The sequence below is a fragment of the Streptomyces sp. NPDC055140 genome, assembly GCF_053607285.1.
In genome coordinates this window covers 1-3,736 of sequence record NZ_JBSGTG010000114.1, presented here as the reverse complement: position 1 = coordinate 3,736, position 3,736 = coordinate 1, and the positions used below count along the sequence as shown (strand labels likewise).

General features: G+C 66.7%; 6 protein-coding genes and 1 pseudogene. 3 read left to right on the top strand and 4 right to left on the bottom strand.

What is annotated here, in order from left to right; translation table 11 throughout:
• Nucleotides 1–84: 84 nt before the first annotated feature.
• Nucleotides 85–261 carry a hypothetical protein gene (locus ACWFR4_RS47840; RefSeq protein WP_453658155.1) on the bottom strand — a complete coding sequence of 59 codons (177 nt, stop codon included), beginning with the start codon at nt 259–261 and terminating at the stop codon, nt 85–87.
• Nucleotides 262–426: 165 nt separating this feature from the next.
• Here ACWFR4_RS47840 and ACWFR4_RS47835 point away from each other — a divergent pair.
• The 3 genes and pseudogenes from ACWFR4_RS47835 to ACWFR4_RS47825 all read left to right on the top strand — a co-directional run.
• A pseudogene (locus ACWFR4_RS47835) lies at nt 427–714 on the top strand (transposase); the annotation flags it as partial.
• Between the two features lie 11 nt (nt 715–725).
• Nucleotides 726–1,121: a transposase gene (locus tag ACWFR4_RS47830; RefSeq protein ID WP_453658157.1), complete on the top strand. Its 396-nt coding sequence runs from the start codon at nt 726–728 to the stop codon at nt 1,119–1,121.
• Between the two features lie 186 nt (nt 1,122–1,307).
• Entirely contained in the window at nt 1,308–1,871 is a 564-nt protein-coding gene (locus ACWFR4_RS47825) for a fasciclin domain-containing protein (RefSeq protein ID WP_453658153.1), read from the top strand.
• On the opposite strand, the gene ACWFR4_RS47820 is transcribed toward ACWFR4_RS47825, so the two are convergent.
• From ACWFR4_RS47820 to ACWFR4_RS47810, 3 genes are all read right to left on the bottom strand, one after another.
• Entirely contained in the window at nt 1,848–2,198 is a 351-nt protein-coding gene (locus ACWFR4_RS47820; protein ID WP_453658151.1) for a hypothetical protein, read from the bottom strand. The two genes, ACWFR4_RS47825 and ACWFR4_RS47820, sit on opposite strands and share 24 nt — an antisense overlap.
• Nucleotides 2,199–2,505: 307 nt before the next feature.
• Complete coding sequence (locus ACWFR4_RS47815) at nt 2,506–2,898, bottom strand: cation:proton antiporter domain-containing protein (RefSeq protein WP_453658149.1); 393 nt, start codon at nt 2,896–2,898, stop codon at nt 2,506–2,508.
• A 400-nt stretch (nt 2,899–3,298) separates the two neighbouring features.
• Nucleotides 3,299–3,535 (bottom strand): hypothetical protein, encoded by a 237-nt coding sequence (locus tag ACWFR4_RS47810; protein ID WP_453658147.1) that lies wholly within the window; start codon nt 3,533–3,535, stop codon nt 3,299–3,301.
• Nucleotides 3,536–3,736: the final 201 nt, after the last annotated feature.

Here is a 3,736-nt window from a genome sequence, read left to right as displayed (position 1 = left end):
CGAACGGACAGGCGGAGCGGTACGGAAGACATGACAGGCTCCCGGGCACACGCCCGGGAGCCTGTCATGCCGTCGGCGCGGTGGTTACCTGCGGCGGCCGGTCACCCGACCGACCCCCGTGATGAAGTCGGCAGCGTCGGTGTTGGAGCCGTGGCCCTGGTCCCAGTACATCAGCGAGTTCACGTTGTCACCGAGACCGTGGAGGCTCGCGGTGAGGTTGCCGACGACGGTCAGCGCGTTGTCGGAGTCCTTGGTACCCACGCGTATCCACCAGTGCTTCGCGCGGCCGGGGTTGTGGTGCGCGAAGTGGTACACCGGGTTCAGCAGCGCGGGGATGTACTGTCCACGCGCGTGCGGGTGGGTCCGGTGAACCGTTCCAGGTTCGGTAGGGACTCCGGACTGTCCCGAGTTGGGTGGAGTCGAGTTATGGCACGTCCTTCCCAGTACCCGCTTGAGCTGCGCTGTCATGCGTTGCGCATGGTCCCCGAGGTGCGACCGGACTATGACACCGAGTGGGCCGCGATGAAAGCCGTCGCATCGAAGCTCGGCATCGGCACGACCGAGACGCTCCGCAAGTGGGTGCGGCAGGACCGGATCGACGCCGGTGCCCGGCCGGGGACGACGACGGAGGAGTCCGCGCAGATCAAGGCGATGAAGAAGGAGATCGCCGAGCTGAAGCGCGCGAACGAGATCCTGAAAGCCGCGTCTTTCTTCGCGTCAATGCCATCGTTGGAGACGCCGCCCCGATACCCGTCTGGTCCTCCAACACAGTTCGCGTCCGCCTCAATCGGGGAGGCAACCGCACCATCAACAACGCCCTGCACATGGCAGCGGTCACCCAAGTCCGCCGAGACAGGCCCGGCGCCGCGTACTACGCCAAGCAGCTCGCCGCAGGAAAAGCAGGAGGCGTGACACAGGTACGAGCCGCCGCGAATCACCCGGGTGGTGCCGAGCGAGGGGCCGGTGGGGTTCCCGCGGGCGTAATAGTTCGGGGCGTACCAGTCGGCGCACTACTCCCAGACTTTGCCGCAGGCGTTGTACAGGCCGCGGCGGCCCATTCGGCGAGCCCGGGTAGGCCGAGGTCCAGCAGGGGCGGGACGTTCACCGCGTCCGGGCTTTGAGATGCGGTCACCGGCACCTGCCGGATATGCTCGCCGGGTGGCTGGGTGATAGCCCGGGTGATTATGGCCCAAGGCCGTGGGGCAGCAGCCGCCCCACCCCGCCCGCGGAAACGAAGACTTCCGCAGTCCAAACCTCTGCAGTGCTCACGCCTCCACGGGAGGAAGGTTGCGATGAGGTTTATCCGCATGCGTACAGCAAAGGCCACCCAGGCAGCTCTGGTCGCCATCCCGCTCGCGCTTGGAGGTCTGGCGTCGCCGAGCCACGCACAGGATGCGCCGCCCAGCCCGTCGGGGACGTTCGGTCCCGGCTGTTCGGCGCTCTCCCAGAAGGCCAACACGGCCAGGGATAAGGTCGTAGAGGCTGCGGCCGCATATCCACAGCTCAGCCAGCTGGTCTCAGCCACGGTCAGAGCAAAGCTGGGCGTCACCCTCGACGGGAAACCCGACGTCACTATCTTCGCTCCCAACGACCAGGCCTTCCAAAAGGTGACCGTGTCGCAGGTTGGCGCGCTCCTCAGCAATCAGGGGCAGCTGAAGAAGGTGCTGACCTACCACGTCGTGGACAAGCAGATCACCCCGAACGAACTCTCCAAGGGCTCTTTCACGACGGTGGAAGGCAGCAAACTGACCACGTCGGGCTCAGGTACCGACTTCAAGGTCAACGACAAGGCGAACATCGTCTGCGGCAACATCAAGGCCGCGAACGCCACCATCTACGTCATTGACTCAGTTCTCCAGCCCCCGTCCTGACTCATGACTCTCGTTCCCGGCGAGGACCCGTGTGGACTCGGGAACGGGAGTTCCCTCGCGCAGCTTCCGGCCCATCGCCGTGGTCTTCTCGAGCCAGCTGCCGTACCGGTCGGCGAGGGCGAGACGGCGGAGATGCAGCAATACGCTCAGGCCGACGGTGACAGCCACCACTCTCGCCAGCAACTCGACTCCCTGGACGTGCTCGTCCTCAAGGAGCAGCGGCCCGAGCACGACGGATGCCAGACCGCGGGGTCCGAACCACCCGATGTAGACCACCGTGGGAAGTCGCAGCCCGCTGCCGGCGAGCGCGACAGCCACTGGCAGCATCCGGACGACGGTGAGACTGAGTACCGCGTAACCAACGATGCCCCAGCTCAGGTTCTCCAGCGTCGGGCCGAGCAGTACGGCTCCGAAGATCAGCAGACTGAGTGAGGCCAGGAGCTCCCCGAGGTGCTCGGTGAAGGGGGCAGTACGGTCGGGGACGTCCTGTAAATGCGAAGGGTCGAGGTCCTCCTGCGGCTCGGCGGCCGGGAACCGGCGCAGTGCGAAGCCGCCGATACAGGCGGCGATGAAGCCATTGCCGCGGACTGCGTACGCGGCCGCGGCGACGGTCGGGACGAAGAGCTGCGCCCACTCACACGAGACCCATCCCCGCCTGCGCCGATCGCAACAGCTGGCCGCCGACCACGCCGACCAGAACGCCCAGGATCGAGCTGAACACCAGCGCGCGCCAGAAGACCCCCTGTTCTCCCTCTTGCGCGGCGGACGTGCCTGGTATTGCGGACAGGAAGAGCACGAAGAACGGCAGCACCATGCCGTCGTTCAGGCCGCTCTCCACGTTGAGGCCGTGCCGGACGAGTGCGTTGAGGCCGCGCCGGACGAGTGCGGGGACCCGTGGACTGGACATGTCGGTCTTGCCGAGGGCTGCGTCCGTGGGGGCGAGGGCTGCGCCGACCAAAGCGAGTTCCCAGCGGGTCAGCCCGGGCAGCAGGGGCCATGCCAGAAGCCAGCCTGCCCCGATGCTCATCGGCAGACCGACGCACAGGAGGCGGCCCGGCGTCCGATGATGCCGAGTGCCACCGGCCAGAGGAGGACTCCGCAGCCTACGAACACCATCGCCGACGACACTGGTGACGATGCCAGCCGCCGCGAGCGCAGGGCATATTGTGTTCGGGAAAGTTCGCACGCCACCTCTCAGCCGCATCTCCAACGACGTGTGAACTCGGGCAGGACGGAAGACCGATCAGGCGTGTGGATGCCGCGCATCGAGGCACTCCACACCAACGCCGTACGCACCGTCCTCGTCCGGCTTCGGCAGTCCACCGCGGATCACGATCACGTGGGCCGACAGACCCTCCACGGGTATCAACCTCGCCGCCCAGCACCGTCCCCCTGGGCCCCGGCCAACGAGCCGCCGCCCGACCCGGCTATCCCGCGCCCCGCAGCATCGCTCGGCTGTGCCCGTTCTTCATCGCCACCAGGGCCGCCGTCATCGCACAGAGGATCAGCGCGACCTGGATGGGGCCGCCGTCCAGCGCGTCGAGGCCGAACAGTGCTAGGGGGCCCGCGATCAGGATGGCGAGCACGGCCAGGGGGAGGATCGCGTCCGTCAGGGACGGCTCGCGTACGGGACGTTGTTGTTGATCGGTTGGGTCCTCGGCCATGACTGTTCAACCCCCCACGCTGAGAATTAATGCGACGAAAGTCAATACACAATACGAACATATTGGTACTTCTTGCCTGGTGGTGCGCTCGCGTTGGCATCGTCGACTCGGTCGAGCCGGGTGTCAGTCGCGGCAGTCCATGTGTCACGGCGCTGCTTGCGCCCTTGCTCCTGCGGGCTCGCCCTGGCGAGCCCGCACTCC